Raw genomic sequence first — 2,448 nt, 5'->3', positions numbered from 1 at the left:
GGAAAAGAATTTAAGCTCAAATTAATCTGACAGGCGCTGTAATTTTAAACGGGAGACTGTCAGATTAGGTTTGATCTTCTACATATAATCCCTTACTATAGATAGCTGTATTTTGGGTATTGAATAAAATCGTATTTAACTCTTCTGATGAAGTGGCTGCAACAATATTAGAATAAAACGCTTCTTGTTCAGCTGATAGACCTTCTTCTTGATGAAAATCTTCATTCATTTTAGTTAATAGGTTTTCTGTTTTTTCTATAACATTTGCTTTTTCAGGATAATCATTACTGTTTGCTAACGCTTCAACGATAGATTTATTTTCCAACTTAATCGTTACACTGTTTGGATTTGTCCGTGTCGAGATATTCTGTAACACGCTACGGCTATCAATATTCCATTGTCCAGATACACCCTTTTTCGCAATCAAAATCGTGATCGTTGCTCCTTCATCAGGAACAAAGCCATCTGCATAACCAGTAAGCCATAAATGCCCCGCTAAACTCGCTGTACCATTTACTCTAATCACAGATCCTAGTACTTTCTTTACTAGCCCGCTTTCACTTTGAGTATAGTTACCATTTACAAAAAGATCGCTGCTAGAAGTATGCTCCAAAACACCAGCTAACGTTAAATCACCTACTGAAACATTAGGAACATCTCCTACAACCAGTCTTGCTGATGAAGCAACATTCATACTAGATGTATTAGTACCATTAATAACCACTGTACCTTGTTGTATATCGGATAACCCCGTAAAAGTATTATTGTTATTAAGTACTAATGTTCCTGATCCTTGTTTAATAAAACCGCCTGTTCCAAAAATAGCGTTATCAAAATATGCAATTTGTTCATCAGGAATAGTAAGTATACTTTGTCCCCACGAAAATTGCCCATAACTTCTTAACGCTTTTTCCAGATTAACTAATCCCCAACCATAGCGATTATCAATCCCTGGTTCACCAATATCATCTGCTGTACCAAGCAATGTTTCTTTAAGATTTGTATTTGTCATCCATGGGTAACGAGTTTTTACCGCAGCCGCTACGCCCGAAACAAACGCAGTAGCAACTGAAGTTCCTGAACTAAAACTAAAAGCTCTATCCCCTCTTGGCAGATAAGCTCGCATTGGTGCTGCTAAACACCAATCTTTTGCTCTACCACAAGCATTTGCAATTAAATCATTTGGATATTCTTGTTCACGATATCTCGCATCTCCCGTTACAGCAAGAAACCCCGCCAATAACTCTGGACGCAATAATGGCGCTCGAGAAAATAAAAATGAGTCATTTAATCCATTATTTCCTGTTGCTTTAACAATGAGAGCGCCCCTTTCTACAGCAATCACCCAATGTTCAAGTACATTCCATTTATATCGAAGATCATATTGTGGATCCGTTTCTTCTGCGAGTGCTCATGAGTTATTTAAAACCATTGCTGACTTTTCAACGGCTAATAAGCGATTCACCGCCGTTGAACCTAATACACCAGCCACTTCTAAATGGGTATCAGGCGCCACGAGAAAGATAACATACGCCATCTTTGAACCATGAAGACTTTCCGTATCTTGTGTTGCCGTCCGAATAATCTCGTCATTCTCACCTTTTGCATACATCTCTTGTCCAATAGAACGCCCTGCTAAACTCGCTAATTTAGGATATAACCCAGTATCAACTAAACCGACAATAACATTTTTACCTAACTGTTTTTGAGTTTGAATCCGGTTATCCACAGATTGCTGGACATAAATACTTGTTTTGGGGATATTTACTGGATAAGTAGGCTGATTTATATCAATATCATTTGTTGATATAGAAAGATTCTCTACATTCTCTTTATTATCTTCATTACTTGTATCAATATCTAAAACTGATTTTTCTTCTTGAGTCTTTTCTACAATAACTTCTGACTCTGGTTGTTCACCTGTTTTTCCCCGATCATTTGTATCTATATCTAAAAATGTATTCTCTATCTTTAGTTTTTTCTATGAGGACTTTCGATTCTGGTTGTTTATCCAATAATGGTTCTGGCTCTACTTTAGCAATAATATCTATTTCTGGAAGAATCGAAATAGATTGTGGCGGAGGATTTTCTGGTAAATTGAGTTCAGGAAACGTTGCTTTGATATTACTATCCGTATTATTTTGATCTGTAAGGTGCTTAGTTATCGCCAAGCCACCTCGTTGATCTTCAGGAATAGGAGAAGATGAATTTGATGAACCACCCCCGCCAGATGAGCAAGCAACTAAAATTACGGTACTTACGCAAAGACTAATTTTTGTTCTATTAAATAACTGCATTTATCATTAAATCCAAGCAACGGAAGGAAATTTACGCTATTAAAAAATTAGTAACCATTATAAATTAGTTTTGTTATCACCTCAAATAAATAACTATAAGAATCATAAAGTAAGATTATCAATATAACGACTAACTTTTAATATAGACATA

3 protein-coding genes are annotated in these 2,448 nt (G+C 36.1%); all 3 read right to left on the bottom strand.

Annotated features, from left to right (window positions below):
• Positions 1–64: 64 nt before the first annotated feature.
• The 3 genes from PF272_RS02090 to PF272_RS02080 all read right to left on the bottom strand — a co-directional run bounded on the left by PF272_RS02090 (position 65) and on the right by PF272_RS02080 (position 2,297).
• Positions 65–1,345 carry a S8 family serine peptidase gene (locus PF272_RS02090; protein ID WP_271141431.1) on the bottom strand — a complete coding sequence of 427 codons (1,281 nt, stop codon included), beginning with the start codon at positions 1,343–1,345 and terminating at the stop codon, positions 65–67.
• 66 nt (positions 1,346–1,411) lie between these two features.
• The gene (locus tag PF272_RS02085; protein WP_271141430.1) at positions 1,412–1,729 is read right to left on the bottom strand and encodes a S8/S53 family peptidase; all 318 of its coding nucleotides are present in this window, start codon (positions 1,727–1,729) and stop codon (positions 1,412–1,414) included.
• Between the two features lie 205 nt (positions 1,730–1,934).
• Positions 1,935–2,297 carry a hypothetical protein gene (locus tag PF272_RS02080; RefSeq protein ID WP_271141429.1) on the bottom strand — a complete coding sequence of 121 codons (363 nt, stop codon included), beginning with the start codon at positions 2,295–2,297 and terminating at the stop codon, positions 1,935–1,937.
• Positions 2,298–2,448 lie beyond the last annotated feature (151 nt).

The organism is Gallibacterium faecale, assembly GCF_027920745.1.
Taxonomy (GTDB): domain Bacteria; phylum Pseudomonadota; class Gammaproteobacteria; order Enterobacterales; family Pasteurellaceae; genus Gallibacterium; species Gallibacterium faecale.
This window is presented reverse-complemented; position numbering and strand designations above follow the sequence as displayed.